The organism is Ralstonia pickettii, from assembly GCF_001699815.1.
Lineage (GTDB): Bacteria > Pseudomonadota > Gammaproteobacteria > Burkholderiales > Burkholderiaceae > Ralstonia > Ralstonia thomasii.
In genome coordinates, this window is sequence record NZ_MCGB01000068.1 from 1 (window position 1) to 26,871 (window position 26,871).

The 26,871-nt window shown below is 60.6% G+C and carries 23 protein-coding genes and 3 pseudogenes; 14 read left to right on the plus strand and 12 right to left on the minus strand.

Annotated elements, in window-relative coordinates:
* Together BEK68_RS13305 and BEK68_RS13310 are read left to right on the plus strand one after the other, a co-directional pair.
* Positions 1-372: pseudogene (locus tag BEK68_RS13305) on the plus strand (DEAD/DEAH box helicase); the annotation flags it as partial.
* A gap of 5 nt (positions 373-377) precedes the next feature.
* The gene (locus tag BEK68_RS13310) at positions 378-1,412 is read left to right on the plus strand and encodes a serine/threonine protein kinase (RefSeq protein WP_009239087.1); all 1,035 of its coding nucleotides are present in this window, start codon (positions 378-380) and stop codon (positions 1,410-1,412) included.
* Between the two features lie 33 nt (positions 1,413-1,445).
* Here the strand turns inward: BEK68_RS13310 and BEK68_RS13315 are convergent, their stop codons facing one another.
* A complete protein-coding gene (locus tag BEK68_RS13315; protein ID WP_004635482.1) occupies positions 1,446-2,342 on the minus strand; it encodes a pirin family protein in 897 nt (298 codons plus the stop codon).
* Between the two features lie 148 nt (positions 2,343-2,490).
* Here BEK68_RS13315 and BEK68_RS13320 point away from each other — a divergent pair, with 148 nt between their 5' ends.
* From BEK68_RS13320 to BEK68_RS13330, 3 genes are all read left to right on the plus strand, one after another.
* The gene (locus BEK68_RS13320; RefSeq protein ID WP_004635480.1) at positions 2,491-3,408 is read left to right on the plus strand and encodes a LysR family transcriptional regulator; all 918 of its coding nucleotides are present in this window, start codon (positions 2,491-2,493) and stop codon (positions 3,406-3,408) included.
* A 457-nt stretch (positions 3,409-3,865) separates the two neighbouring features.
* Positions 3,866-4,606, plus strand: a complete 741-nt coding sequence (locus BEK68_RS13325) for a response regulator transcription factor (protein ID WP_004635478.1) — start codon at positions 3,866-3,868, stop codon at positions 4,604-4,606.
* Between the two features lie 79 nt (positions 4,607-4,685).
* Positions 4,686-5,018, plus strand: coding sequence for a cupin domain-containing protein (locus BEK68_RS13330; protein WP_009239086.1), 333 nt, complete (start codon positions 4,686-4,688; stop codon positions 5,016-5,018).
* On the opposite strand, the gene BEK68_RS13335 is transcribed toward BEK68_RS13330, so the two are convergent.
* Positions 5,002-5,577, minus strand: coding sequence for a hypothetical protein (locus tag BEK68_RS13335; RefSeq protein WP_009239085.1), 576 nt, complete (start codon positions 5,575-5,577; stop codon positions 5,002-5,004). The two genes, BEK68_RS13330 and BEK68_RS13335, sit on opposite strands and share 17 nt — an antisense overlap.
* Positions 5,578-5,596: 19 nt before the next feature.
* Complete coding sequence (locus BEK68_RS13340) at positions 5,597-6,805, minus strand: FAD-dependent oxidoreductase (protein ID WP_009239084.1); 1,209 nt, start codon at positions 6,803-6,805, stop codon at positions 5,597-5,599.
* A 121-nt stretch (positions 6,806-6,926) separates the two neighbouring features.
* Between BEK68_RS13340 and BEK68_RS13345 the strand changes: the two genes are divergently transcribed.
* From BEK68_RS13345 to BEK68_RS13355, 3 genes and pseudogenes are all read left to right on the plus strand, one after another.
* Positions 6,927-7,850 carry a LysR family transcriptional regulator gene (locus BEK68_RS13345; RefSeq protein ID WP_004635471.1) on the plus strand — a complete coding sequence of 308 codons (924 nt, stop codon included), beginning with the start codon at positions 6,927-6,929 and terminating at the stop codon, positions 7,848-7,850.
* Positions 7,851-7,989: 139 nt separating this feature from the next.
* Positions 7,990-9,323, plus strand: a pseudogene (locus BEK68_RS13350) (MFS transporter).
* Positions 9,324-9,354: 31 nt separating this feature from the next.
* Positions 9,355-10,341: a M14 family metallopeptidase gene (locus BEK68_RS13355; protein ID WP_009239081.1), complete on the plus strand. Its 987-nt coding sequence runs from the start codon at positions 9,355-9,357 to the stop codon at positions 10,339-10,341.
* On the opposite strand, the gene BEK68_RS13360 is transcribed toward BEK68_RS13355, so the two are convergent.
* Positions 10,338-11,006, minus strand: a complete 669-nt coding sequence (locus tag BEK68_RS13360) for a TetR/AcrR family transcriptional regulator (protein ID WP_012434899.1) — start codon at positions 11,004-11,006, stop codon at positions 10,338-10,340. The two genes, BEK68_RS13355 and BEK68_RS13360, sit on opposite strands and share 4 nt — an antisense overlap.
* A gap of 108 nt (positions 11,007-11,114) precedes the next feature.
* On the opposite strand from BEK68_RS13360, the gene BEK68_RS13365 reads away from it, so the two are divergent.
* The 3 genes from BEK68_RS13365 to BEK68_RS13375 all read left to right on the plus strand — a co-directional run bounded on the left by BEK68_RS13365 (position 11,115) and on the right by BEK68_RS13375 (position 14,676).
* The gene (locus BEK68_RS13365) at positions 11,115-12,665 is read left to right on the plus strand and encodes a flavin-containing monooxygenase (protein WP_009239079.1); all 1,551 of its coding nucleotides are present in this window, start codon (positions 11,115-11,117) and stop codon (positions 12,663-12,665) included.
* A 23-nt stretch (positions 12,666-12,688) separates the two neighbouring features.
* On the plus strand, positions 12,689-13,645 hold the full coding sequence (locus BEK68_RS13370) for an alpha/beta fold hydrolase (protein WP_009239078.1): 957 nt from the start codon (positions 12,689-12,691) through the stop codon (positions 13,643-13,645).
* Between the two features lie 641 nt (positions 13,646-14,286).
* Positions 14,287-14,676, plus strand: coding sequence for a hypothetical protein (locus BEK68_RS13375; RefSeq protein ID WP_012434901.1), 390 nt, complete (start codon positions 14,287-14,289; stop codon positions 14,674-14,676).
* A 182-nt stretch (positions 14,677-14,858) separates the two neighbouring features.
* Here the strand turns inward: BEK68_RS13375 and BEK68_RS26575 are convergent, their stop codons facing one another.
* A complete protein-coding gene (locus BEK68_RS26575) occupies positions 14,859-15,071 on the minus strand; it encodes a DNA-binding protein (protein WP_080515812.1) in 213 nt (70 codons plus the stop codon).
* A 221-nt stretch (positions 15,072-15,292) separates the two neighbouring features.
* Here BEK68_RS26575 and BEK68_RS26580 point away from each other — a divergent pair, with 221 nt between their 5' ends.
* Positions 15,293-15,787 (plus strand): 5-methylcytosine restriction system specificity protein McrC, encoded by a 495-nt coding sequence (locus BEK68_RS26580; RefSeq protein WP_012434902.1) that lies wholly within the window; start codon positions 15,293-15,295, stop codon positions 15,785-15,787.
* On the opposite strand, the gene BEK68_RS25760 is transcribed toward BEK68_RS26580, so the two are convergent.
* The 3 genes from BEK68_RS25760 to BEK68_RS13390 all read right to left on the minus strand — a co-directional run bounded on the left by BEK68_RS25760 (position 15,699) and on the right by BEK68_RS13390 (position 19,746).
* The gene (locus BEK68_RS25760; RefSeq protein WP_170816388.1) at positions 15,699-16,400 is read right to left on the minus strand and encodes a hypothetical protein; all 702 of its coding nucleotides are present in this window, start codon (positions 16,398-16,400) and stop codon (positions 15,699-15,701) included. The two genes, BEK68_RS26580 and BEK68_RS25760, sit on opposite strands and share 89 nt — an antisense overlap.
* A 117-nt stretch (positions 16,401-16,517) precedes the next feature.
* Positions 16,518-18,119 (minus strand): site-specific integrase, encoded by a 1,602-nt coding sequence (locus tag BEK68_RS13385; RefSeq protein ID WP_012434903.1) that lies wholly within the window; start codon positions 18,117-18,119, stop codon positions 16,518-16,520.
* Between the two features lie 379 nt (positions 18,120-18,498).
* Positions 18,499-19,746 carry a hypothetical protein gene (locus BEK68_RS13390; protein ID WP_024973525.1) on the minus strand — a complete coding sequence of 416 codons (1,248 nt, stop codon included), beginning with the start codon at positions 19,744-19,746 and terminating at the stop codon, positions 18,499-18,501.
* Between the two features lie 187 nt (positions 19,747-19,933).
* Between BEK68_RS13390 and BEK68_RS13395 the strand changes: the two genes are divergently transcribed.
* Positions 19,934-20,893: a replication initiation protein gene (locus BEK68_RS13395; RefSeq protein WP_024973524.1), complete on the plus strand. Its 960-nt coding sequence runs from the start codon at positions 19,934-19,936 to the stop codon at positions 20,891-20,893.
* Between the two features lie 294 nt (positions 20,894-21,187).
* Here the strand turns inward: BEK68_RS13395 and BEK68_RS13400 are convergent, their stop codons facing one another.
* The 4 genes from BEK68_RS13400 to BEK68_RS13415 all read right to left on the minus strand — a co-directional run bounded on the left by BEK68_RS13400 (position 21,188) and on the right by BEK68_RS13415 (position 26,315).
* Complete coding sequence (locus BEK68_RS13400) at positions 21,188-22,975, minus strand: ATP-binding protein (RefSeq protein WP_024973523.1); 1,788 nt, start codon at positions 22,973-22,975, stop codon at positions 21,188-21,190.
* Positions 22,972-24,156, minus strand: coding sequence for an SIR2 family protein (locus BEK68_RS13405; RefSeq protein WP_024973522.1), 1,185 nt, complete (start codon positions 24,154-24,156; stop codon positions 22,972-22,974). Before BEK68_RS13405 ends, BEK68_RS13400 begins: the two co-directional genes overlap by 4 nt.
* Positions 24,157-24,623: 467 nt before the next feature.
* A complete protein-coding gene (locus BEK68_RS13410; RefSeq protein ID WP_024973521.1) occupies positions 24,624-25,907 on the minus strand; it encodes an MT-A70 family methyltransferase in 1,284 nt (427 codons plus the stop codon).
* Between the two features lie 15 nt (positions 25,908-25,922).
* Positions 25,923-26,315 (minus strand): hypothetical protein, encoded by a 393-nt coding sequence (locus BEK68_RS13415; protein ID WP_024973520.1) that lies wholly within the window; start codon positions 26,313-26,315, stop codon positions 25,923-25,925.
* Positions 26,316-26,445: 130 nt separating this feature from the next.
* Between BEK68_RS13415 and BEK68_RS13420 the strand changes: the two are divergent.
* A pseudogene (locus tag BEK68_RS13420) lies at positions 26,446-26,871 on the plus strand (hypothetical protein); the annotation flags it as partial.

The following is a 26,871-nucleotide window of genomic DNA, read 5'->3' on the forward strand; positions in this document are numbered from 1 at the left end:
GAACCGCGTCGCGAGTCGAGCGGCAACGGTCAAGGGCAAGGGCAGGGGCAGAATCAAGGCCAGGGTCGCAATGGTGGCGGCAGCCGCCAGCGCCAGGCGCAAGGCCAACGCGACGGTCAAGCCGCGCCAAAGCCGCGCAACGGCCAATCGCAAGCGCGCGGCCAGCGCCAGGTCAATGGTCAAGGCCAGGGCCAAGGCCAAGGCCAAGGCCAAGGCAATGGACAAGGCGGGCAGGGCGGGCAGGGCGGTCAACAACGCCGTGCATCGAACACGCAAGCCGCGCAGCCGGCCCACAAGGGACAGCCGGCCAAGCAGCCGTTCAATGGTTTGTTCGCCAAGGCGGCTGCGTTGCTCGGCGGCCGTAAAGCCTGACGTCCATGCACGACGATGGCCCACCCGCATCAGTTGACGCGCCCTACGACGGCCTGACGCCCGACAGCATCCTCGATGCGCTGGCGCAGGTCGGGCTGATGCCGGACGGCCGCATGTTCGCGCTCAACAGCTACGAGAACCGCGTCTACCAGGCCGGCGTGGAAGATAGCGCGCCGGTGGTGGTCAAGTTCTACCGCCCGGGCCGCTGGACCGATGCGCAGATCGTCGAGGAACACGCCTTCACGGCAGAACTCGCAGCGGCGGAGATCCCCGTGGTCGCGCCGCTGGAAATCGACGACCGCACGCTGCACGCGTTCGAGCGTTGGCACTTCGCGGTCTTCCCGCGTTGCGCAGGCCGCGTGCCGGCCATCGACCAAGACCACACGCTTGAGTGGATGGGCCGCTTCCTTGGCCGCATCCACGTCGTGGGTGCGCGGCGGCCGTTCGTGGCCAGGCCCGCACTCGACATCGACACCTTCGGCGTGCAATCGCGCGACTGGCTGCTCGAACACGATTTCATCCCGCCCGATTTGTTGCCGGCTTGGCGCAGCGTGGCTGACGCCGCACTCGACGGCGTGCGCCGCTGCTACGACCGCGCAGGCGACGTTTCATTGCTGCGCCTGCACGGCGATTGCCACGCCTCGAACGTGCTCTGGATCGAAGAGGCCGACGCCAAGCAGGGCGATCCACTGCGCAGCGCCGGTCCGCATTTCGTCGACTTTGACGACAGCCGCACCGGCCCGGCCGTGCAGGATCTGTGGATGCTGCTCTCGGGCGATCGCGCGTCGATGCAATCGCAGCTCGCCAGCCTGCTGGCCGGGTACGAGGACTTCTGCGAATTCGACACGCGCGAGCTATATCTGGTCGAAGCGCTGCGCACGCTGCGCTTGCTGCACTACAGCGCCTGGTTGGCGCGTCGCTGGAACGATCCGGCGTTTCCTGCAGCGTTTCCGTGGTTCAACACGCAACGCTACTGGCAGGACCGGGTGTTGGAGTTGCGCGAGCAGATCGCGCTGTTGGACGAACCGCCGCTCTGGTGAAACCGAGCGGCGGTTTTTCTTTGAGGCTTGGGCTTAGGCGAACTTGCCGGCCTGGAAGTCCCGCACGGCCTGGAAGATCTCTTCTTGCGTGTTCATCACGAACGGGCCGTATTGCGCGATCGACTCGTTCAGCGGTTTGCCGGCCACCAGCAACACACGCGCCTCAGCGTCGCCTGCGCGGATCACTACCCCGTCACTGCCTTCCGTGTTGGCGAGGATGGCCATCTGCTTGTCTTCCACGCGCTGCAGCCCCGCGTCGCCAGACGCTTCGGCGTCACCGACCAGCGCGCTGCCACGGAACACGTAGACGAACGCGTTGTGTCCGGCCGGCAGCCGCTGTGCAAACGAGGCACCGGCCGGCAGCGTGATGTCGAGGTACAGCGGCTGTGTCGCTTCACGCGTCATCGCGCCTTGCACGCCGTGCGACTCCCCAGCGATCACGCGTACGGCCACGCCGTCTTCCGTCGTGAACTCGGGAATCTCGTTCGACGGAATGTCGCGGTACCACGGTGTCGTCATCTTGTCGCTGGCGGGTAGGTTCAACCACAGCTGGAAGCCTTCCATCACACCATCTTCCTGTTCCGGCATTTCAGAGTGCACGACGCCGCTGCCGGCGGTCATCCACTGTACGCCGCCGTGTTGCAGGAGGCCTTCGTGGCCCGCACTGTCGCGGTGGCGCATGCGGCCCGCGATCATGTATGTCACCGTTTCAAAGCCGCGGTGCGGGTGATCGGGAAAGCCGGCCAGATAGTCGTTCGGGTCGTCACTGCGAAACGCGTCCAGCATCAGGAACGGATCGAGCCGGCGTTGCAGGTTGTTCGTCAGCACGCGGGTGAGCTTCACGCCCGCGCCGTCCGAGGTGGGGCGGCCTGTGATGATGCGCTCGACGAGGCGGGCACGCTGCACTTGCGGTTGCACGAGGGTTTCCATGCGGTTCTCCTGAAATTGGGCATTTGTCATACACCAAATGTAGGGTAGTTGCCTCGTTTGCACTAGTCGGTTATGGTGGGAAAAAATGTTGCTCTATACGAGACAATAACAATCCGGCTGGCGCGCATCACGATAAGAGGAGGAAACCATGGATCTGAACCAATTGGCGTTGTTCGTGCGCGTGGTCGAAGCGGGGAGCTTCACGGCAGCGGCAACGCGGCTCGATTTGCCTAAATCGTCCGTCAGTCGCGGCATCGCTGCGCTTGAACAGGATTTGAACGTGCGACTGTTACAGCGCACCACGCGCACGCTCCATCTGACGGACGCGGGCCAAAGCCTGTATCAGGTGGCGTCGCACGCACTGGAAGACATTGAGCGCGCCACGACCTGCGCAGGCGAGCTGCAGGACCTGCCGCGCGGCAAGGTCCGGATCACGTCTTCCGAAGACGTCGGCCGTCTGCTGGTAGCGCCGGTGGCGGCGCGCTTCATGCAGCTGTATCCGGAGATCGATCTGGACGTCGTCCTGACGCCGCGCAATGTCGATCTCGTGCAGGAAGGTTTCGACCTTGCCGTCCGCGTTGGACGCCTGGCCGATAGTTCGCTGGTGGCGCGGTCGCTTGGCGTGTTGCGCATCGGCTTGTTCGCGTCGCCCGATTACCTGCAGCGCCGCGGTGCGCCAGACACCGTACAAGGGCTGGCCGACCATTGCTGCCTCGATTTTCGCGGCACTGGACGCGGCGAAACGCAATGGCGCCTCGTCGGCCCCGATGGGCTGAAAACCGTGGCTGTGCGTGCGCGCCTGAATGCCGACAGCCTGATTTACCTGGAAACGTTGATTGCTTCAGGCGCCGGTATCGGCCCGCTGCCGCTGTATGCGAGTGCCGTGGCGCGCGCCAACGCACCGCTGCCGCGACTCGTTCGCGTGCTGCCGGACTATGCGACCAGCGGTGAGCCGATCAACCTCGTCACACCCTCTGCTCGGTTCGTTCCCAGGCGCGTTCGCTTGCTGATCGACATGCTGACCGAGTCGATCCGGCAAGAGCTGGAAAACGCCGATCCCACCTGACGTGTCGCCGCAAAGAAGCTGGGCACGTTAAATGTTGTCACGACTGCTCCCGTTGCACGTATCGCACGGCATCATGCGCTCCACGTGTGCCGGACCAGTACGTCGGACCCTACATGACGTCACCCCCGTAAGCGTTGCAGTGCTTCCCCCCGGTGCACTGCGATGTGTCTGGCACATGCGACCCTTGGGTGTTTCTGATCCCGTCACATTGTTGTGGGAAGCACCGCCGCCCGGACATCATTGTCCGGGCTTTTTTTTCCGTTTGACAAATGCATGTCGCAACCGTGTTTCAACGGCCTTCACAAATTAGGACTCTTCTCATGGTTCGTACCAAACCTCGCCATGAAAATTGCAGCCACGTAACACATGCAACGGAGCGCGCTGAACGCGCTTGAATAAGCGCCATCAATTCCGGCACCCACCCCCTACGCATGTGCGAATTTCCATGGAGCCGAACATGCGTATCGCCTTGCTTGAAGACGATCCCTTCCAAAGCGAAGTCATCGTCCAGATCCTGTCTCAGTCCGGCCACGACGTGGTGACCTACACCGACGGCTCAACCTTGCTGCGCATGCTGGGCCGGTCGTCGTACGACATGCTGATCCTCGACTGGCATACGCCTGGCATGCTCGGTATCGACGTGCTGAGCGTCGTGCGCAGCCGCCACAAGGATGTGTTGCCGGTCCTGTTCGTCACGGCTGAAGAGGGCGAGAAAAGCCTTGTGCGCGCGCTCACGCATGGCGCCGATGATTACATCGCCAAGCCGTTCCGCATTGCCGAACTGCGTGCGCGCGTCGACGCGCTGCTGCGCCGCGCATATCCCATTCCGTATGGCCGCCTGCCATTCGCGGTAGGGCCCTATCACTTCAATCCCCAGCGCCAGCAGGTCACCCTGCACGGCGAGCCGGTTACGCTGACGGGCATCGAGTTCCAGCTGGCGCTGCTGTTGTTTTCGAACGTGGGCCGCACACTATCGCGCGACCACATCTTCGGGCAGGTGTGGGGCCGCAACTCGTCGGAGTACACCCGCACGATCGATAGTCACGTATCGCGCATCCGCATGAAGCTGAATGTCGAACCGGTGAACGAGGTGCGCCTGGTGGCGGTGTACAAGCACGGCTATCGGGTGGACCACCTGAGGCCTGCGGACGACATGAATGCGCTGTCGGACATGGACGCTGCGTTCTACAGCACCTAAGCACGGGTGGATCATTCGCACAGAATGGGGCGCCACCGCAGGAATGCGGCGGCGCCGTTTTTGTTGCTCATCGACTGGTATGCTCAGGGCTTCTCATATCTTGGGCGAGGCCGGCGTGCCGCTTGTCAATCTCAATGCCGAGGCCGACGCGCTGCCGCGCGCATGGTCGTCTCGCGTGCTGGAACGTTTTGGTGGCGGCAACTTCAAGGTGCTGCGCATGGATGGCACGCCGTATCCCAACGAGGTGCACGGCTATGCCGAAGGGTTACTGGTCATCGATGGGCAGCTGCGTTTGCGTATCGGCGACGAAGCGGTAACCGTTTCGCGCGGCGAGCTGTATGTGGTGCCTGCCGGCGTGCCGCACAGCGTGGACGCCGGCAGCGCCGGCACGCTGGTTATTCTGGACGTGTAAGCGGAGCGTCGTCTGCCTCCGCAAGCTGTTTGATCCGCTGCAGCATCATCCGGCGGATCAGCCCGCTGGGCATGCGGATCAGTATCCAGTAAGGCGTGAAGCGGCGCAGCGCCGTTGTGCTGGAGCAATGCACGCACGTGCGCGTGGTCAGCAGCGTGTCGGCGCCCTCGGGCCGAGCGACGAACGTCATGACCAGCTTGGCGATATCGGGTTCGGAGAACGTGCGAAATGCACTGGCTTCAACGTGGATGAGCCCGCCGGCGGATTCCCAGAAGCGGCCGACCAAGCCGAGGGCGAATTCCTGATCTCCATCGCGGCCGAGAACGGTGAAATCGTGCAGGCCGAACCTGGCGTCGATCCGTCGCGCACTGGGCTTGCCCAGCGCGGCGGCGATGCGCGCCGGGATGGCGCGCAGATACAGGAGCAGCCTGGCTACCGGGAAATCCGTGACGTGAAGTTGCGAGGCCATGTCGAGCACGCGCGCGGGCGATGCATTGACCCGTATGTGGTGCCGCTCGCTGAACTGATGCTCGGGAAGGAATGTGTGCAACAGGCTCATGCTGATGGATGGCGTGGTGTCATGCCTGGGGCTTTTCGCTCGTAGACGTGGAAGCCGCAGCTGGAGCGAATGCGGCATCGCGCGCGGGCGGCTCTGCCAGGCTGCGTTTCATCAGCCATGCGACACCGGGTACGCGCAAGCCGGTGGCAAACACCACGTCTCGCATCCAACCGCCGTATTGCGCCTGGAAGCATGGCGTGAGCGCACGGCTCAGCGTCTGGTAGGCCTGCACGGTGCGCAGACGACGGGCGTGGTAGGCGAGCGCGCCATGGGTGGGGCCATGCACTTGCACGCACGCGGCAAGTGCCAGGGCATCTTGCGCGGCCAGCGTGGTCCCCAAACCGAGTTGCGGGCTCATGGCATGCGCGGCATCGCCGATGACGCAGTAAGGTGGTTTGGCCAACGCGCGCGGCCACGTGTGGCGATAGACGGCAAACGGCATATCGTCGTGCGAGCCGATCTGCTCGACCATGGGCGCAGCTTGCGGCCACAAGCTGAGCACGTGGGCCTTCCACTGTGTGATGTCGGTCTGGCGCCAGGCGTCGACAGCATCGCCGGGCAGGCTCCAGAACATCGACAGGCGCGTGCAGTTGCCGTCCACTTCGGTGGGCAGCAGGCCCATCATCTCGCGCGTGCCGCGAAAGCGCTGCTGCAGCACGCGCGGGTTCCACCCATCCACCCATCCTTGAAACCACAGCGTGCCCCATCGGTAGGTGCTCGACGGGCCGGCCAGGCCCGCGGGCTCACGCAGCGCAGAGGCCGCGCCATCGGCAATCACAAACAAGTCGAAGATCGACTCGCCCTGTGCGTGCGTGACCCGTGCGCGCGGTCCATCAACAAGCAATTGCTGGATTGCGCAACCAAAGTGGAATGCTGCGCCTGCGTGCAAGCCGGCGTCGTACAGCATGGACGACAGCCCGTGGCGCGTGACGGCGCGGCCGGGCGTCTCGGCGTAGTCGATGTCGAGCAGACGCCAGCCGCGATGGCTCAGGCCGATCAGTCGATCGATCGGCGCGCCGATGCCCTCAAGCTCGCGGCCCACACCGAGCGCTTCCAGCGCGCGGATACCCTGCGGCTGGACCAGCAGGCCCGCGCCCATGGCGGTCAACTGCGGGTGCTTTTCGAAGACGTGCACGTCGTGCCCCTGGCGAGCAAACGCGATGGCGGCGGCGAGGCCAGCGTTACCGGCGCCGGCAATGCCGATGGAGAGCGGGCGAAGTGCGGACATGAAGGCGTGACGGATCGTTTGCTCAAGATGATAACGATACGGCACGCACGTTAAGGCTGTTCGCGCAGGCTGCGGAGATAATGCGCAGACCTCACGCCCACCACAAAAGACCGGACGCGCCATGCAGATCAAATGGCTGGAAGACTTCAAGGAACTGGCCAAGACGCGCAGCTTCAGCCGCGCCGCCGAGAACCGCAACGTCACGCACCCCGCATTCGGCCGCCGGATCAAGGCCCTGGAGGAATGGGTGGGCACCGCACTGGTCGAGCGCAGCGAGCATCCCGTCACGCTTACCGCGGCAGGGCGCTTGTTTCTGGATGCGGCCGCCAATGCCGTCGACGGCCTGAACGATGCGCGCTTGCTGCTGCGGGAGGCGCAACTGCCCGTGGCGCTCAGGATCGGTACCGGGCGCACGCTGGCGCGCACGTTCGTCCCCGGCTGGTACGAAACGCTGGCGCGTCAGCGCGGTGTGTTTCCGCTCAGCGTGACGACGGGTGGCACGCAGGAAGGCGTGCTGGCCCTTGCCGATGGCACGGTCGATTTGCTGATCGCCTACGCCAGCCCACAGGCCGATGCGCTGCTCGATCCGCGCAAGTACGACCATTGCCTGCTGGGCAGCGAGACGCTCGTGCCGGTGAGCGCCCCCGACAAGCGCGGCCGCCCGCGCTTCACGCTGCCGGGCTCGGCTGCCGCACCGCTTCCATGGCTGGCCTTCGCGCGTGGGCTGACATTGCGGCAGATGCTCGACAGCCATCTGGCTGCCGCCGATCGGAAGGCGCATCTGCAGCCCGTGTTCCAGGCGGATTTTTACGAAGCGGTGGAAGAGATGGCCCTGCGCGGATTCGGCATGGCGTGGCTGCCGTATCGCCTGGCCAGGCCGCACCTGAACGCGGGTGAACTGCGCCCCGCTGGTGACGACGCCTGGCACATCCACGTCAACATCCGCATGATGCGCGTGCGTAGCAACCAGAGCGCGCTGCTCGACGAGGTGTGGCAACGGGCGGTCGACAACGCCAGCGGTAACGGCCGTAACGATCTCACCTGAGGCGCGTCGCAAAAAGCCCAACCTTGTGCCGAAACGGCACAAGCCGCCTCGGCGCGGCACCTAGACTCCTCCGCAACCTTCGCCCGCCAGCGCCGTTCGGCAAAACAGGCGGATCGGCACAGACCACGGGGAGACAACCATGCCAGCCCACACCCTCAACGCGAGCAGCGCAGGCGCGCGCGCCGCCGACGCACATCGACATCCCGCACCCTGGCGAGCCGTTCTGGCCGCCAGCGTCGGTAACGCGCTCGAATACTACGATTTGCTGATCTACGGCTATTTCGCCATCACCATCGGCAAGCTGTTCTTCCCCACGGGCGATGCGTGGAGTTCGCTGATGTTCTCCGTCGGGACGTTTGGCGTGTCGTTCATCATGCGCCCGCTCGGCTCGATGGTGCTTGGCAGTTATGCAGACCGCGTGGGGCGCAAGGCCGCGCTGACCTGGTCGATCCTGCTGATGATGCTGGGCACGGCGATGATCGCGTTTGCACCGACCTACGCGTCGATCGGTCTGTGGTCGCCGGCCATCGTGATCGTGGCGCGACTGCTGCAGGGCTTTTCGGCCGGCGGAGAATTTGGGTCGGCCACGGCGTTCATGATCGAACACGCCAACGGCAAGCGCATGGGCTACAACGCGAGCTGGCAGGCCGCCACGCAGGGTCTGCCACATTGCTGGCAGCGGGCTTGAGCGCGTGGATCACCTACGCGCTGCCCACCGCGCAGGTGGAGTCATGGGGCTGGCGCGTGGCGTTTCTGTTCGGCTTGCTGATCGGCCCGATTGGCGTCTACATCCGCCGCCATACGCCTGAAACGCCGGAGTTTTTAACCATGCAGGCGGAAGCGCCGGCTGCGCTGCAAGCGCGCTCGCCGCTGCGCGACACGCTCACGCAAGGTTTGCCAGGGCTGCTGCTGGGCGCGGGCGTGGTCGTGGCTGTCACCGCATTCAACTACGTGCAGAAGGTCTATATGCCGACCTATGCCATCAATCAACTCCACATCGCGACCAGTGCGTCGCTTGTCTGCACGATGATCACGGGCGCGATGCTGATGGTGATGGCACCGGCGTTCGGCCTGATGGCGGATCGTTTCGGCAGCATCCGCGTGGTGTCGATTGCGATGGTGGTGATTGCGCTGTCGACGTATCCGATGTTTGCCACGCTGGTCGCACACCCGACGTTCTGGACGCTGCTGGTCATGCAGGCCATCGTTGGTGTGCTTCTGGCGGCCATCCTGGCGCCGCTGCCTGCGCTGCTTGCCGATATCTTCCCGACGCGCACGCGTGGCACGGGCCTGGCGCTGAGCTACAACCTGTCCGTGACAATCTTTGGTGGATTCTCGCCGCTGATCGTCACGTGGCTGATCGGTGTCACACACATCAAGACGTCGCCAAGTTTCTATGTGTTTGCGACCACGCTGATCAGCCTGGCCTCGCTGTGGATGCTGCGCGGGCGCGCTCGTGCGGATCGAACCTGAACAGACTTCTCGTCACACCGAAGGATTTCGCATGATGACCTTGGAGGCGCTGCGCGCCACGCTGCCGGTCTACCCGATCGAGTTGCACAAGCCTGATATCCGCCGTTGGAAGACCGGCACACACGGCATTGATTACGTCCATACGTTCGACAGCGGCGTGCCGGGCCCGCACGTCATGATCAACGCGCTCACGCATGGCAATGAGCTGTGCGGCGCGATTGCGGTGGATGCGCTGCTGGCGGCCGGCGTGCGCCCGGCACGCGGCCGGCTCACGCTGTCATTTGCCAACGTCGAGGCGTATGAGCGCTTCGATATCAACGACCCGGATGCCACGCGCTTCATCGACGAAGACCTGAATCGCGTGTGGTCTGCAGACAAGCTTGATGGCCCCGGCAACTCGCTGGAACTGCGCCGCGCGCGTGAGCTGCGGCCAGTGATCGACACGGTCGATTACCTGCTCGATATTCACTCGATGCATGAGAAGGCCGAGCCGCTGATGCTGACCGGACCGCACGCCAAAGGCGTCGCATTGGGCCGCCTCGTTGGCGCGCCTTCGCATCTGATGATCGATGCCGGCCATGCTGCCGGTCGCCGCTTGCGCGACTACGGCGGCTTTGGCGATGCCGCCAGTCCGAAGAACGCGCTGCTCATCGAATGCGGTCAACACTTCGAACGCGTGAGCCGGGATGTTGCGCTGGACGCGTGCGCGCGTTTTCTGGTGGCGCTGGGCACCGTCGATGCGTCAGCAGTATCGGAATGGCTGGGCATGGCGCCTGCGCTGGAGGTGCGTTGCATTCGGGTGACCGATCCGGTGGTCGCCAAATCCACGGCGTTCCGTTTTGCGGACGACTATCGCGGCATGGAGACCATCGCCCGTGCCGGCACCGTCATCGCTACCGATGGAGCGCTGCAGATCGTCACGCCGTACGACAACTGCGTGCTGCTGCAGCCATCGCTGCGGCATCTGGCCCCCGGCGTGACCGTGGTTCGACTGGGCAGGCTGGAAGGATCGGCCTAAACGCCCAGCATGGCGCGCAACGTGCCGAGCACGACTTGCCGGCAGTTGCGCACCATCTTCTCTTCGGGATCTCGATAGCCGGTCAGAAGCCACGCAGCACCGACGTTGGTCAGGGCGCCCACCAGCGCCAGGCCGATGATGCGTTGGTCGGCGCGCAACTCGGCGTCATCGTCATTGTGGGCGCCGGGCAGTTGGGCATTCGCCATGATCTGCTTGCCGAACTCCAGCAGGTTGCGCTGGTAGGTCGCGTCCGTTTCCGGGCTCACGCCCATCACTTCGAGCAGCAGCACGCGCGCCGCACACGGTTCACGCAAGAACACGAAAAACGCGTGCAGGCCGGCGTCGATACGAGCTTCCAGCGTGCCTTCCGCAGCGGCGGTGGCTTCATACACCTGCGCGCGCAAGTCTTCGGCATGCTGCTGATAGGTCGCACGCAGCAGGGCTTCGGTGCTGTCAAAGGCGGCGTAAAAGTACCGGTCGTTGAGCTTCGCTTCCTGGCAGATTGCGCGTACGGTGGCCTTGCGAAAGCCCACCGTGCCGAAGACGCGCGTGCCAGCACGGATCAGCGCATCGCGGCGCTCTGCTGCACGTGCCTCCGGCGCCACGCCGCCATACGGGCGGCCTTTTCTGACTGGGGCGTCGTCTGTTTCAAGTGTTTTCTCCATTTCGCTATTTGACGTCAGGACGCCTGAAAATTAAAGTGGTGACGAATCACACCACATTTAGAGCGAAATTTGCCACGCCTGCCCGCAAGGCTGCAAACAGGAGACCGCATGAATACGACGATGGAGCGAAGCGCCAGCCCCGGCGTGCCCCGCAACCGGGCAGCCGCGCCGGATACCGACCTCGACGTGCTCATCGTCGGCGCGGGCCTCTCGGGCATTGGCGCGGCGTATCACCTGCGCGAGCGCTGCCCGTCGGCGCGTTTCACCATCCTCGAAGGGCGCGAATCCATCGGCGGCACGTGGGACTTGTTCCGCTATCCGGGCATCCGATCGGACTCCGACATGTTCACGCTCGGCTACAGCTTCCGGCCGTGGCACAGCAACAAGGCCATCTCCGACGGTCAGACGATTCTCGATTACATCCGCGACACCGCAGGCGTGTTCGGCATCGACAAATCCATCCGCTTCCGCCATAAGGTGACGGGTGCGAGCTGGGATTCCGCCGCCGCGCGCTGGACCGTGCAGGCGCTACGCTGCGATGGCTCGCGCGAGGAACCGGTGCTGTTCACCTGCAAGTTCCTCTACATGTGCAGCGGCTACTACGACTACGAAGAGGGCCACGCCCCGACGTGGCCCGCGATGGACACTTTCCAAGGCCGCATCGTCCATCCGCAGCATTGGCCGAACGATCTGTCGTACGGCGGCAAGCGCGTGGTGGTGATCGGCAGTGGCGCCACGGCGGTCACGCTGGTGCCCGCGATGGCCGGCACCGCGCAGCACGTGACGATGCTGCAGCGCTCGCCCACGTACATCGTTTCGCGGCCCGAGCAGGATGCCGTGGCCAACACGTTGCGCCGCTGGTTGCCGTCCGGCCTGGCTCACCGGCTGGTGCGCACGAAGAACGTGCTGCTGACGATGTACTTCTACAGCCTCGCCCGTCGCAAGCCCAAGGCATTCAAAGAGTTCATCATCCGCATGGCCGGCAAGCAAATCGGCCCCGGCTTCGACGTGCGCAAACACCTCACGCCGCGCTACAACCCGTGGGACCAGCGCCTGTGCCTCGTGCCCGATGGCGACCTGTTCAAGACCATCCGTGCAGGCAAGGCGTCGATTGCGACCGACGAAATCGCGCGCTTCACGCCGACCGGCCTGCAGCTCAAGAGCGGTGAACATCTTGACGCTGACGTGATCGTCACGGCCACTGGGCTCAAGCTGAAGGTGCTGGGCGGCGCGGCCATCACTGTCGACGGGCGTGCCGTGAATCTGGCCGAGACGGTGTCGTACAAGGGCATGATGTACAGCGGCGTGCCGAACCTCGCGTCGTCGTTCGGCTATACGAATGCGTCGTGGACGCTCAAGGCTGAGTTGATCGCGCAGTACGTCTGCCGGCTGCTCAACCACATGCAGTCCAACGGCTTCGATACCTGCGTGCCGCGTCTCGGTGACGAAGCCATGAGCCGCGAACCCGCCGTCGATCTGACGTCCGGCTACATCCAGCGTGCGGCGGCCATCCTGCCCAAGCAGGGCGACAAGCAGCCGTGGAAGTCATATCAGAACTACGCGCGCGATCTGATGATGCTCAAGTTCGGCACACTGGCCGACAGTGCCATGCAGTTCGAACGCCGTGCCCAGCCGACCGGCGCGGCGCAGCCCGCCTAACCGCCTCCCGCTTTGGGGACACTATGACCTACACCATTCTTGGCGTCATCGCGCTTGCCATCCTCGCGCCTGTTGCGTTCACGTTTTTCATCGCTCGCCGCGTCACCAAGGGGTTTCCGCCCGAAGGCAAGTTCATTGATATCGGCGGCGATCGCGTGCATTACACCGATCGCGGAACGGGCCCTGCCATCGTGTTCGTTCATGGCCTGTGCGGCAACCTGCGCAACTTCGCGTACCTGGATCTGGATCGGCTGACGCGCTCGCACCGCGTGATCGTGATCGACCGGCCGGGTGCGGGGCGGTCTGTGCGCGGTGGGGATTCGCCTGCCAACGTCTACGCGCAGGCCCGCACGGTCGCGCAGTGCATCGAGCAGCTTGGGCTCGACAAGCCCGTGCTGGTGGGACATTCGCTTGGTGGGGCGATTTCGCTTGCGGTGGGGCTGAACCATCCGCACGTTATCCGCCGGCTCGCGTTGATTGCGCCGCTCACGCACGCAGAAAGCACGCCGCCCGGTGCGTTCAGGGGCTTGGTGTTGACGTCGCCGCTGGTTCGCAGGCTGGTGTCATGGACACTGGCGATCCCGCTGTCGATCATCAATTCCCGCAAGGCCATCGCTGCGGTGTTCGCGCCCGAGGCCATGCCGAAGGATTTCCCGTTCAAGGGAGGCGGCTTGCTGGGGCTGCGTCCGCACGTGTTCTATGCGGCATCGTCGGATCTGGTCGCTGCGCCGGAAGATCTGCCCGACATGGAGCGCCGCTATGCCTCGATGACGGTGCCTGTCGATGTGTTGTACGGCCGCGGAGACCGCATCCTGAACGTCAAGCGCCAGGGCGAAGCGCTCAAGCAGAAGCTCGACCGAGTGAACCTGCGCATCATCGACGGCGGCCATATGCTGCCCGTGACGCAACCGGTATTGACGACGGATTGGGTGTTGGCGGTGGCTGCTGGGGTGCCTGTGGAAGCCGAGGCGCTTGCGTAATGTGATGACCCTGGCGGTCGCCAGGGACGCAGCAGAAAAGCAAAAAGCCCTGCCGAAGCAGGGCTTTTTGGTATTTGGTGGCGAATCAGGGAGATTTTCTAAAATTTCAAAAATTCCCTAAATTCCAGCATATTCTGGGCTGCATGGTTATTAATGTAGCAACTGGATGTATCAGAATCAACATATTTTGGTAGAGTTGTTCAGAATGGGTGGTGGCTTTGCGTGGGAACTTCCTGCAGCTATAAGGGCGGGTCTGGGACGCGAAATGACAGCAGCGCGCTTTGCTGGCCCCGGTGGCGTATACAGACCAACAGCGGCACAGGCGTCGGAACTGCACTAAAGACGAAACGGCGGGAGGCGCGTGTTAGCGGCCACCGGAGCTGACTATGGCGGTCTCGGCCACTCCCCTACATGATGCGGTTGTGCGAGGGCGGAGGATTGCCCTGGTCCCGAGCGGCGGTGCTAACCTGCTGCTCAAATGCCGCACCGGTCCTGCCGGCGGCTGCGTCCTTCGGAAACCAGGTCGGGTCCGGCATGGATTTCAGGGTTGACGGAGCTTCCACGGTTCTTTCTCACGCATCGATGACGGCGGCGGTCGCATGTCGGCCGCCTCAACGCCATAACCCTGGGAGAGCTTTCCCATGGACGTACAGCAACTTGTTTCCGAATTCCTTGCTTCTGAACAGGGGAGTCAGGCTACCCAAGCCTTGGCGGCTCGGGGCATCAGCACGGATGATGCCCAGGCGATGCTGAGCCAGGCGGCAGAGACAGCGCACGCCCACGTTGAAGAACAGAATGCTGGCCTGATGGGCGAGCATGGTGGCAGAAGCTTTTTTGCAGCCTTCGCCGCAGGCCTCGTTCGGGGCGACGGCTTTTTCAAGTCGCTAGTAGAGGGCGGGGAGGGTATTCTGACCGGTCGCGTCGCGGAATCCTTGGCAGGAAAAATGGGTATTGACCCGTCCATCGCGTCGACTGTGGCCGCAGCCGCTACTCCGTATCTCGTAGCGTTTCTGAAGGAGCGTCTCGCCTGAGAAGAGCCTTTGTCGCTCTGGCAGCGTGGAGGGTTGGGGGCGGCCGGTTCAGGCCCGTTCGATGGATTAGCGCAACCTCACGGCGCGGCAATCGCGGGCGCTTTGGTGGCGGAGTTGGAAGCAAATATGCATGGGCTTCCACTGAGAAGCGACCCCGGTCGGGGTCGCTTAATCATGCATATTCAAGGAGGCGATTCCCGTTTGCCCTTTGGGGCCGGGGCTACACCTAGCGTTCGCATCGCACGAATGATTGTGCTGTAGCTTCCGCGTCCGAGTTCGAGCCGGATGTTCACTGGCCCGACGGGTCGTCCCTGCCTGCGCAAAGCATCGCAGGCGCGTTTGACATCTTCGACCGTAATGCCAGGGCGCCCCCCTCTGTTTTTGCGTTGTGCCATTGATGACCTCAGTGCTTCCGACGCATGTCGAAATCACTGCGTATAGGTACCGATGGCTTCTGCTTTGCCGCTGCCAACGTAATTTCGTCGGCCGGTCGAGTAGCGTCGACAGAGGTTTCGTAATCAAAAATCGTTGCATCTCGTTCCCGTAGGCGTCGACCATTGGCGTCTAGTTTTTGAACTTTCGATGGGAGGACAGATGAACGAAACAGCAGTGGACTATGCGCGTCTTGCAGCCACTCGGCATTGTTATCAGGCTCCAGAGTCCACAGAAGTATCTCGCCTTCGAAGAAAGCCAACAACGCTCCGCCTTCTTGATGAAACCCGATGTGACCGCCTCACGGGACGGGCGGGTCAGGTGGATTTTGGATACGAAGTGGAAGGAGCTCTCGGCAGGTGAAGCCAAGGAAGGCGTGGCACAGTCCGACCTTTACCAAATGTATGCATATGCCAGCTGCTACAACTGCTCCGAGGTTGTGCTTCTGTATCCGCATCACGGCGCTCTTGGTCAAAGTGCTGGTGTACGGGCCACTTACTTGCTGAATCCCTGGGCAGAACGTGCGAGCCAAGAGCCGGCGCGGCGGGTGAGAGTGGCGACGATGGACTTAGCTGACCTCAAGACCGTTCCTAGGCAACTTGAACGGATTGTGCTGGACTATAACGCGCAGGCACCGGTCGAGATTGCCGATGGTGTTCCAAGTCACGCGTTGCGCTAGTATGGACCGGCGCGTCATAGTGACGCACAGCCGGCCCTCTGCGGTTCTTAAGCATGTGCTTCGGGACGAAAATCCCCCAACTGCCGTCGGTACGCTTGTATAACGCGGGACGGTTGTCAGGCTTGCGGCCATCGACGAATTGAGGTGAGTAGCACAGTGTCGCGACGTTCCGGATGCGAAGTGCATTGGTTGTCAGAAGTTTGATGAGCAGAATGTCGCGTGCCCAAATTGCTTCATCGAGGGGATTCCCAATCGGGCGGTCGAGACGCATCCGTTGCATCATGTCGGCAACGGCTTGAAGCGGGTCATCGAGCTCGATGACAGGGGCCAACGGCTCGAAAGGGTTGCGGCTGGGTCGCACTTGAGAGCGCAGGGCTTTCTGCAGGCGCCAGAACAGCGCAAACTGGCGCTTTGTTATGTAGAAAATTTTTGCAATGAAGCGTTGCCTGGCGGCCAAATGCCCACCTTGGGTATCTGTTTCGTTTCTTAACTGTTTGATTGATAAAGATTCACCACCTAAAAGGACAAATTCAATTTTTGGTGGTGAAAATGAGCGACAAGGGTGTTGTCGCTCCAAAGCAGGAGGCTGATTTGCGACAGCACCACGCGGCACGAAAGGACTGGGCCGGCCGACGTCATGCCTTTTTCGCCAGCCGCCCGTCGCTGGAATCGCAAAAAGGGGCGGCGTTCCTGCGGGCGTAAACGGTCAAGACCATTTGCGCCGGATTGCCTAGTAGCTGCCATACAGGTGGCTCAGGTCGAGGCCCTCGACGTGATACTTCGCCATGCCCTCGGCCAGCACCTTCGGATTGAACGTCCGACGGCTGCCTGACTTCTTCCCATACAGCTTGGCCATGCCCTGCGGCGAATGGCCCAGAATCCCATCAATCTGATACTGCGTCAGACCACTCCAGCCGGCGAATTCCTCGAAACAATGCCGGAACGAGTGGTATGCATAGCGCTTGTCGTCCACGACGTAGGTATCGATGTACTCGTTGCACCAGGTCGAGAACATCTTGGTGTAGTTGCCGTAACGGTCAGCCTTGAGTCCGGGGAACAGGCGCTGTTCACCGCGCTCACGCATGGTTTCAACATAGCTCTCGAAGCCGATACGCAGCAGTTCTTCATGTACGGGCACCATTCGCTCCGAGGCGAGCGTTTTGAGTTCCTGGTCCTCGCCCAGCTCCGAGATGCGCAGATAGAGCTGACCATCCCGACGCAGCACGTCAGTCACGCGCAACTGCCCGAGCTCTTCGGCGCGCGGTCCACCAAACAGACCCAGCAGCGGCAGCCAGAACGCTGCATCGCCGCCCCCTTTCTTGGGGCGCAGCCCGTCGGTGTAGACCGGACTACGGAAGAGCGCCTGCAGGTGCTCGAGTTCAAACGGTTGCCGCTGTTCCTTGCCGGCCGCGCGTTTGGGCACATTGATTTTCACGTCGGCGAACGGGTTGCCTGTCAGGCTGCACCGCTTCATCTCGATAGCGGTGCCCACCACCGGACGCAGCAGCGACAGAATCGTCTTGACTCGCTGGCGGGACAGGCCTTCCTGCAGCAGGCTGTCGCGAAAGGCCTCGACGAGCTCCGTCGTGATGTCGAGAGGCGAGAGGTCGTTCGAAAACGTCCGGAACCTGTTCACGAGCCGGTTGGCTTCATCCCACGTCTTGTCACCCGGCGCGCGTTCAGCCTTCCAGCACTCCAGCATCGCCTCCCAGTTGTCGCCTTCGAGCGGGGAGGGACGCACCTTCGGCTTCTCGATGGGGGCGCCCGACAAGTGCTGCAACTGCTGCCTAATCGCGACGAGGTCGGCGTGCAGCAGGCGCTGGTAGTACAGGTGAAGCGTGGCGGGCGCGGTCAGCGCCGGATTGAAGCCCTCGGCCGCCAGGTGCGCCTGGCCAGCGTCTTCCACAAAGCTGGTGTCGCCGAGCACGGCGGCGTCGGTCAGCTCCGATTCCAGTTGCCTGTACCAGGTACGCATGTCGGCCAACTCGGCCCTGGTAGGCGGGTGTTCTAGGTGCGTGGCGACCAGCGTTTCGTGGTAGCGCTCGGCGAGGGTTGGGATGTGTTGAGGTTCCAGTGGCCGGGAAAGCCCGACGGTCTCGTCGGGATGCGCGTTGCCCTGATTGTGCACGAGTTGCTCGTGCAGCAGGAATTCGGCATCGGTACTGACGGCGTGCTGTCGCGCGCGGACTTCGGCGGTGCGCCGGTCGCGGGTGCGCAGTGAGATGACGATTTCGCGCTTGCCGAGCGAGGCGCGCAGGTGTGGCGGGACGGCGCGTCGGAAATAGTAGTGCGCGCTGGACTCGCGGCGAACGAGGTAATTCTGTTTTTGCATGGTCTTCAAGTCTGGTCGTTAAGGGCCTGCCACGCGACGCCTTGTAGCAGTGCGTTGTAGCAGTCCAGACCTGTAGCCAGCGGTTTTAGCCTTCGCCTAAGTCCTTGATTTTCAAGGGCTTGAAAGCAAAACTGCGCGCTCCTTGCGGAAGCGCGCAGCCTTGGTAATGCATGGTGGCGAATCAGGGATATACCTCCCCAGAACGCTCCAAGCCCCTGTTTACAAGGGTCTGCCAGTTCCGAGGGCTGGCAGGTGTCACGGTCAAAACGGGGCACCTAGCGTAACACGTTTGCCACCAAATTTAGTGTTACATGTGCCGCATACCGCCACTGTTGGTCGGGCGACGGGACATAATCGCTGGCCCAAAACGGGCAAGCCGTCACTGCAACCGAATCGCATTCATAACCTGCACCCCGAGCTGTCTAGTGTTCAAGTTGTTGCCGTTTGCATTCTGCAACGGAACACCCAGCTGCTCGGCAAGTTTCCGGAGGACGGGCTTCACCGGCTGTACCTGCGTACCGTCCTGCTCAACCTCAATAGCGCCACTTTCGCATTGGCGTATGAGGTACTCGCCATAAACGACTTCGTCCGTTAGCGCTGTAGCTGGCGAGTAGCTGACCAGCTCCTTGTTCGGCATGAGGCGGAGGATGTTTTCTATTGCTTCGAGGGTTCGTGCGCCCCACTGATTCGAGAGAGCGTATGTATTTCCGCCTACGTGGAACAGATCGTCATCGGCGGTGAAATAGCGCAATCGTTTTGTCCCCAATACCGTTTGCAGCGCCGCCTCGTCGAGTTGACCATCTGCGGTCGCGAAGACATTTCCCCGCCACGGCACAGCTTCGGCAATTCCGGTCAGCGGTACCCTCTGCCTAATTGCCTCCGCGACGATCTCGTAGATCAGGCGGCGCTTAGGCAAGCTACTGAATGAGGCATCACCTATTGAAAGGTCGTAGCGGGTGGTGTCTCGGTCGGATACGCGTGCCGCATCCTGCTCCATCGACTTTTCACGAACGGCCACTTGATATTGCGCTGCCTCCGGTAGCGGAATTACTTGGTGGATATCCAGTAAGACGCGATCCTCGATGAGGTGCGGTCGCATTTGTACGCACCGGATATCGAGCCCTTGTTTGTTGAGCCACAGGACGGTCGTCGTTAGCTCCTGTTGAAATTCGGATGAGGCCAAAACGATTCGCACCGTTTCAGACAGTGCTACCGGTCCTTCTTCATGGTCAAGGAATTCGCGGATCGCCTGCTCTGGATCGTCGGTCGATCCTATGGAGAGTAAATATTTTCGATGCGCCTCGACTGCTTGGTCAAACCGCATGGTCGACACCATCGCCGCATACCGTAAAGCTTGTAATTCCATGTGAGCAGAGTCGTCACGTTTCAGCTCAACAACGACCAGACGAGCATTCTCGTCAAGGCATAGTAAGTCGATGCGCCTGTTCGCTCCAACCCAGTCGCCGAACTCTTCCGCGAGAACCATTGTCTTGACGCCAGGTGTGATCGCTGCGATATGGGTACGGACCGCGCGTTGAATATTTGCTCGCTCTAGCAGCCCCAGCGACGTGAAGGTTTTCCGGGTAATTGGCTTAAGGCTTTCACCGGTGATTTCATAGAGGGCCATCTGGTTTCACCCGACGTGCAAACGAGATGACGAGCATATCAGTGAAAGACAGCTACGAGCCGACCGCTATACCGACTACTCCGCTTGCTCCGCGTAGACGGCTGGATATGGCGTTTTATTGCTCGGGATGACTTGACTTCGTCCAAAAAATTTTGTTTGTTGTGTACCGTCACAACGAACAAGAAGGATGGAGCAGGCACGATACGATTTTTACACTCACCTCAACGAAGCCGTCGTCACCACGAACGACTTTTCTGAAGGCACCAAATTCCGCAAGCGCGAGAAGGTCGATCAGTTCGCATACTGCGGCCTCAATCCAATGTATCGGAGCTATCTGAGCTTCGACCTCGACATGCCAGGCTCGGCATTCCGCTTCGAGGATGCGCACCTACCTCCGCCGACTATCATCACGATCAATCCCGAGAATGCGCATTGCCACATGCTGTACCGCTTGGTGACGCCAGTGGCATACACCAAGAATGCGCGAAGCGGTCCGCAGGATTATTTCGAAGCGATCCAGCGCGAGATGGAAAAGCGGCTCGGGGCTGATGTCGCATACAACCACACGATCACCAAGAATCCGCTGCATCCCCGGTGGAAGGTCATAACCCACCCGGCCGCAAAATACCATCTTGGCGATTTTCTCGAGTGGGTCGATCTGCCAGGCACTCGTATCACCGTTCCTAGCAACAAGATCTACAAGGGCAGAAACCACCAGCTATTCGACACGCTGCTCCGTTGGGCATACGGAGCGGTTCATGCTCACGCTGATGAACAACGCTGGTATGCCACCGTGCAAGCGAAGGCTGAGGAGATCAACGCCATCTTCACGCAGCCCCTCGGGTTCTCCGAAGTCAGGGCCACGTCCAGATCGACGGCCAAACGGGTATGGAAGCGTCGTCACGAGCCGAACCATTCGCGCCCACGCATATTGACGTTCACCGGTGAATCGTCGGAAGAACGCATGCGTCAGGGAGCAGCCTATACCAATGCCATTCGCCGCGAGAAATCGCTACAAACGCTGCAAGAAGCGTTCGACGCCTTGCGTATCGAGCATGGCGATCAGATCAGTGTCCGCCAGTTTGTGGACCACACGGGCATGAACATCAAGACTGTGCGCAAGTACCTTCCCCAGATCGTTCGATAGAGGTCGATGCCTCAGTCCTGAGATGGAGGCTACTGTGTCGACACCACTACGGCGTACAACAGGTAATTAGCCGACATTGCTGCCGACGCGGTAGCGTGCCACAACCGGAAACATCATGCGCTAACCAGATGATGTGCGATAGCCGATAGGCCCAACAACGAAATCGATAAGGTGCCACTGGCAATTACGCGAAAAGCAGACGCAAAAATGGCCGACGTTACCTTGTCGGACTGTTTGCGAGGGCGATACATTCCAGTATTGCCTTTCTGCGATAGGTGAACTTCTCCATCCCAGCTACGCGCCTGCGGGAGGCGCCCCCCAAAGCTTCTCGAGGTCAACGTCCTCGCTAGCTGGCTGCTTATCGCTGGGTAGGCGATCCACTTGGATCACCATTGGCAAATCGAACGCGGTACCAGTGGCGACGCAGCAACCTTGCGAAAGCCCTGGGATCAGACTGCGTGATAGTGCATCCAAGGTTGAGATTGTGTTGTCGATGAGAAATAGGTCTCGATCGTTCACCAGTCGGTGGATGAAAAAATTATGAAGTTGCGAAACGATTGTTGGGGAGATGTCAGCGGGACGCTGACTGGCGATCGTGACGAACATGCCGAACTTGCGCCCCTCCTTGATGATTTCTTCGAACTGCTCCAATCGATAGTCCTTCCAGCTTTCGCTTTCGCGCGTGGACTGGTCGGAGAGGATATTGTGGGCCTCGTCGATGATGACATGGACCGTTCGGTCAGGAGGTGTGGCGACAGTGGCCTTGTGAGAGTTGTAGTAGTGCTTGGCAAAAAGCAGCGGCAGGATCTTCTTGACCTCGTTGTTGCTGCGGCGCAGCGAAATGACGGTAAGCAGCCTCTCGACAGGTGGCGTGTCGGTGATTACCAAGACCTTGCGCAAGCTGGCCAGCGATGACTCGACGCGCTTTAGTAGCGGCTGGATGTGCTCGAACTGAACGTAGCCAGCGTTTAGGTCGGACATCAGTTGCAGGTTGACACGAAGGATAAGCTGGTCGAACTCGTCGAGCCCCTGGACATCCAGCGTGTCGACAGTCGGTGCGATGTGCGCGGCGTATTGATTGCCATCGGGGTCGATGAACGCCCTGTAGTGGAAGCGTCCATTGCGGTACCAGGTGACGTCAGCCAGTAGGTCTTGAACCGCCTGGTTGTTCATGCGTCGTGCGACCGTCCGCATAAGGTCTAGTGTCGCAGGCTTTACCTCGCCGGCGCAGAACGACTGGCGGAACTTGCTCTTCGCGTAGTTCGCCAGCGAGGCCGGGTTAGCTCCATACTTCAGCTTGCCCGAGATGACTCGGTTGAGAAACGGGCGCTGCGTGTTAGTGGTCGCCTGGAACAACAGGGAGAGCGTCTCAAGGTCCCAGAATTCTTGTGGCGCCAAGGGAAAGCGGGCAGTCGCGTCGTTGGGGTCTGGGGTGGTCGCCGTAGAGAGCTGATAGACGGTCTTATGGGCTGCAGGCGCTAGCTGTTCGCCACCGTATTCCCCATTGAAGTCGAGGATGACGAAGCGACTCTTGCCCGCGATAAGCTGCAGCTTCTGATCGAAAAGAACGGTGTAGAGCTTTGCCAGCGTGTTGGATTTACCGCTGCCCGTGTTACCGAAGATGCCGATGTGGCTGTTGAAGAGGCGCTTCCACGGCAACCCGACGGCGATCTCCTCCTTCAGCATTCGCCCGATCTTGAATTGACCGTCAGACTTACGGTCGAAGATGGACCGAATCCGCTCCTCCGGCAGGAGAAACGCCGGGTCCTGGATCATTGGCAGGTACTTGATACCCTGCGAGAAACCGGTGCTGTCGAAAAAACCAATAGGTCTAGCTTCAACCTTCCGAACATACGTCGGCTTGCCGTCTTGCATCTCCATCCGGCTCTCGTCGAGGTATTCACCCTCAACCATGCAGATGATGTCGCGGAAGCCACGCTGGATCGAAAGGTACTCGCGGATAGACACACCCTTGTACTTCTCGCCAGCGTGAAAGAGCGTTTCTTTGCTGGACTGTTCGTCGATCTTGAGGATTACCTTGGTGCCATGTACGGCCACTACCTCGCCAACACGGATGCTCATACGAGACCTTCGGCGCTAGTATCGATCGAGGCCGCATCTGCTTCGCCCACGGGTGCGTTGGCCGTGACGACCGTCGGTCCGGTCGCTTCTGGCCATGCCAGCACCGTTTCGTTGAACGCGGTGAAGTCCAGCACGCCCTCGTCGAGCGCAAGGCACTGAACGTTGCGATGCCCTTTGAATTTATCGCGCATCGCTTCGTATCCTTCAGCGCTAAAACAACACACGAACACCTGCAAGCCTGGGTTGGATAAAGAGCGCATCACCAGATTGAGGATATGCTCGTCGGCGAACGAGAAGCCAAAGGTTATGAGCACCGCATTGGGCTTCTCAAGTTCATAGCTGAGCAGTCGGAGCATCTGGTAATAATGCTCCTCGTACACCGTCTCATGGAACTTCCATTTGGTCGGATTGACGATGGGCATCTGCTCGTACTTCGTCCAGAACGCCTTCAGCGCGTCATTATCGAATGCTGGAACCTGCAAGTCTTCCAGCGTGGCCGTGGGAGTGTCGAGCACGGTCGAGAACGGCTGCAACATGGTTGTCGCATCTGCGTCCAGTAACGATTCCCGGTCCGACAGGTCATAATCCACCTGAATGGCCCCATCCGCCTTGCTCCAGTACACCGACCCGTGGAGGTGGATGAGGTTGATTTGCGGGATGCTGCTCTGATAGCGTCCGAAGACACCGGCTTGACACAGGTACGATCCAAAATTCCGCGCTTGCAATATGCGCTTGGTGAAGCCTCGCGCGCCGTCATTGAGCACGAAGTCAGTTTGGCCCTCCTTGAGCAACTGGTCGGCCACGAGCGGGAAACAACCGTCGTAATTCGTCGTGAACACGTTGCACCGACGGTCCAAAGCCTTCCGCCGCTTGACCATATCTAGGGCAGTTGCAAGGAAGGTGCGGTAGTTTTTTATCACCTGTCTGCCCGCATCCGTGGCCATCGCAGTTTCGAGAGTAAGCTGCTGAGCGGGTCTGATGCATGTGGAGTAGTAGTGCATGAATAGCGGAATGAAACGCCGATCATGCTCTTGCTCGAACTTGGTAGCCAGTTCTTCCAGCGTGTAGCGTTTGTCTCCGTTTGGCAACTGAAGTTGAAGGGTGGGCAGGAGACCGTAGGATGCCCCGGAGCCGAACAAGAAGTTGACATCCTTGTCGTAGATATCGCCGATGGAAATCACTGTTCGTCCCCTTATATTGCTTTTGTTCGATGACATGACTCGTGACAGGAACGGCCGCGTGCGGCCTAGGGCCTGTCCAACACCGATCAAGCGCGCTGTACCCGACGATTGTCAGTATATTCGTGCTTGCTACATTTGAATTCGGTTCCGCAGATTCTGGCGCACCAGCCGCATTCCTAAGACGGACGCTGCCCGATCGAGACCGTTACGGCGTACAACAGGTAATTAGCCGACATCGCTCCCGACGCGATAGCGTGCCACAACCGAAATTATCATGCGCCAACACGATAATGCGCGATAGCCGATAGGCTCAGAAACGAAGTGATCAAGGCGCTGCCGTCAGCGCAGCGAAAAAATCACGAAGAACGAGAAGTAGAAACAAAAAATGGCCGACCTCAGTTTGTCGACCAGTTTCGGGCAGCACCTGCTGCATGCCTGTTTTACCGTTAGGCTACGGATGACTCAGATCAGGCGTGATCCTGCTTGTGAGGACGACCACGACGGCGAGGTGTGTCGCCACCATCGTTGGCAGCGTCTGGCATGGCATCGGTATCGACCACAACCTCGACGCCAGCCTGCACGATCTCGCCATTGCCACATTCATTGCCCCAGCCCGCCCAGCCAGTGCGAGGTTCGCCACGGCAGAACAGCTCGATCTTGTTAAGCTCGGGATACATCGCCTCGATCATTTCATACGCGCAGTCAGGCTTACGGCTGTGCTCACGGCGTTTTTCTGTAAACACGGAAGCGAAACGAACCGTGCCTGGAACCTCGGGAATATTGCCGCGCGTAGCGATCATCAGATGCTCGTGTTGGATGCGGAAATACGACCCCATGCCCGGATTCACCTTGTCCCAGATTGCCTGCGTCTTGAAAGTGAATCCCCATGCCTTGATCACGTCAAGCGCCTCTTGTGGGAGAGAAGCCGAGCACCAAAGGAACAGCACCGCGTCTTCGGCAGCAAGCTCGTTGACAGGCATCTCGCAAATTGCTTCGAGCGTCATGGTGGTATAGCCCAACTGCTCCTCACGGATGTAGTCCCATGGTGGGTCAGCGTAGATCACACTGAATGGCCCTTTGGTTGGGTCGAGTGGCTTGCTGTTGGCACGCTTGACTGCAAGTGCTTCGAGACATTGCTCACGGCGTTCGGCAGCGATGGCTTTGCGGATCTCCTTGGCCTCCTTCAGAATGCCCTTCTCGACGTCAGACATGACTTTGCGTTGAGACGGATGAGGTAGCTTCGCCAGATCGGCACCATTGCTGACATCGACCTTGCCTGCATCCACGGCCTGGATCAGCTCGTCCGTACCGCGAGCGAGAACAGACTTGGCGCGCTGCACGGAAGGGACGGAAACATCCAGATCGTCAGCGGCTTGTTGCTGTGATAACCCGCCCGTATGCTGGTTGCCCCCAAGGCTGATGTTGGCAAGGCGGGCTGCAATCATGGCACGCTGGCTCTCGATCAGATGGCGGCGGTGCTGGTTAAGGCTGATGACCAGACGCTCGATGGATTGCTCAACTGGTACCTCTTCCATTTTGGGTTCAATGCCCAGCTCGCAGCAGGCACGATAGCGGTGACGGCCATCGATCAGTTGCCCGTTCTGTACGAGAATGGGAACCTGCTGCCCATTCTGGCGGATGTCTTCCTTGAACTCCTCGAACTCGGCGTCGTTCATGGCAGGAAACAGATTGGCGGCAGGATGAATGGCGAAGCCGCCGCCAAGTGTTGTTGTTTCGATTGGTGTATTCATAGCGGCTTCTCCTTGTTATTGTTTGTCGGTCACGTTAATTCCAAACACGGCGTAACCCTTGCGGCCAAGCATTTCAGGATGGTGAAGAGCGATCATCATGAACGCAGCTAGGTGAGGTGGAACCTCCACACCCTCGTAGCACTCTGGCTCTTCAACGATCTCAAGTTCGCCAGGAGAGGCATGAAGTGCCTCAAAGGTATGTAAGTGCTGCTCTGCAACGATGCCGATGCCAGTCATCTCACGAGTATTGGCCACAAGGATCGCCTCGAATTTGACAGTTGGCGTGATGTAATGAGCAATCGAGAAGGCGTCGTCGCCGATTTTTGCCTTAATCTTGTACTGAATGACAGTACGGTCGCCGAAATTTACGCCCTTTGAAAATGGGATAACTGATTTGAATTTTTTCATCGTGATTTCTCCTTTAAGTGATGAATTGTTTTATCGAATTAACTTCGTGTTGCGTTTGATTCGATAATGCCATTTTATATAATTGGTATTTTTTTAAAACGGACACTTATTCCGAATTCCGAGACGGACGATGGGTATGACAGAACGGAACGAGGCAACTGAGAATGGCGGCGAAGGTGGGGCGGCAAACAAGTCCAAGAGCAACGCAGGAGCGCCAGAGCGGCCGATCCTGAGCATCATGCGTTCGCGTGCCTATATCTACGAGCTGATCCGCCGCAGAGGTGTGCCGACGCCCAATGCACTCGCAAAGGTCATGTACCCAAAGATCGATTACGGGAAACCTGAGTCGCGTGGGACAGACACCGTGCCCGACCTCAGCAAGCATTTGCGAGGGGAGCGTGCGGTTTCGGAGCAGATGCTCAATATGGCATCTCAGATTCCGGTTCAGGCGACGGCGCGGCGGGTGTTTGAGATCGGCCCGGAAGAGGACGGCAACAACGTTCCGCTCTGGTCCATTTTCGAGGATCGGTTCGCAGAATTCGAAGACATCATCGAG